This is a genomic window from Martelella sp. HB161492 (genome assembly GCF_013184775.1).
Taxonomy (GTDB): domain Bacteria; phylum Pseudomonadota; class Alphaproteobacteria; order Rhizobiales; family Rhizobiaceae; genus Martelella.
On sequence record NZ_JAATVV010000036.1, the window covers coordinates 1 to 1,494 of the forward strand.

Below are 1,494 nucleotides of genomic sequence, written 5' to 3' on the forward strand. Positions count from 1 at the left end.
CGTCGGTCGCGGCCCCATCGTAGACAGAGAATTCATTGCGGAGCAGGTTGATGCTATTGGATCCGCCTAGTTGCGCCCCAATACGGCCCGTAGTAATCGTAGGCAGTTCTGCAGGTGTGAACGAGAATACAGCAGAGCCATTTATAGACACACTGAGAACTAGTCCAGTACGGCGAATAACCACGCGGAAGCGCGATGCGAATACATAAGGAACTCCGGTGCCTGCAGACCCCTGCGGCGTGTTACCTACAGCAGCCCCAATCGCCCAATTTCCGCTGGATGCAGACCTATACAGGTATATACTATCGGACGACCCATTAGCACCATCAAGCTGTAGCGCCCTGCCAAATACAGTAGCATCTGTCTTATACGGCACAAAGTCCAAGACCATCGTCCATTGCTCACGGTTGAACAACGCGATGGCCTTGTCTGTGAGCAGGCACTTGTCTTCAGCGCGGACGCCAGCGCTTGAGGTGATGTTCGGAATAATGGACGAGGGGCGGTCTCCCGCTTCGAGCTGCCCGGCATAAACTACAACATCCTCACCCGTAGTAGCAGATTCTGGACCAACACCGAAGTTTACCACTGTTGCGGCTTCTGCCGGAGTCCACGCGCTACCAAGCCACCAGTAGTCATTTCCGAGGTTCTTTGCGAACAGGTTCGATACAGCCCCGGCGTCTGTAGTGCTCGTCAGAAGCCCTGTAGAGAACGTGAGAACGACTTTGCTTTCCGTAGCAGTAGTGCCATTACGGAAGCGAATGCTCGTAGTAGCACTAGTACCCTTCTTTATTAGCACGTGGCCGCAGTACATGGTTCCAGCGGCTACGGACGCGGTGTAAGTACGCAGGATGCGGTGAAAAGTCTGACCAGCGGATGCAACACGGAGACCATTCACAAGATCGCCGTATGCTGTTGCTTCATCCGTTACAGTCGCACTAGATACTGTCCATAGTCTCGGGTTAGTCTCCGCACCGGCAAGGCCGCTCTCCGGCCCTTCGATTGACAGCTGGCGATCATCATAGAGCCGTGTAAATGCTGCCTCGCTAGCAGCAGCGATAAAGGGCACCTTCGAAGCATCGAAATAGAGCTTCGCCCCAAGCCGCGTGACCGGTGTGATCGCTTCCTGTGCCACCTGCGGCGCCGGGAAATAGATGTCCTTGGCAGCCGCTGTCAGAATGTCTGCTGCATCAAGCGAGGTCAGACGATAGAGGCTGCCGTTATCGTTTGCCAGCAGACCCGGCCAGCCACGGCCGCCGCCATCGAGCTCAACGCCGTTCGGATCTTCCGTGATCGTCACTGTCTTTGCGCCGGTGAAGATCTCTTTGCCGGAGCGCAGCACGCGATAGCCAATCGGATAGCTACCGGCAACGGCATCAGGTGCGGCAAGGATATCCATGCCATTGACCGAGAACCAGCCGCTCGGATCGGAAATGATTTCTGCGGTGTCACCCATGGGGCAAACCCTCCATCTCAGCTAAAATCAGGGGTAATGGT

1 protein-coding gene is annotated in these 1,494 nt (G+C 55.7%); it reads right to left on the bottom strand.

Annotation, left to right across the window (positions count from 1 at the left end):
- Window positions 1-1,453, bottom strand: a 1,453-nt coding sequence (locus tag HCK86_RS23820) for a hypothetical protein (RefSeq protein WP_176086984.1), incomplete at its 3' end; no start/stop codon positions are given.
- Window positions 1,454-1,494: the final 41 nt, after the last annotated feature.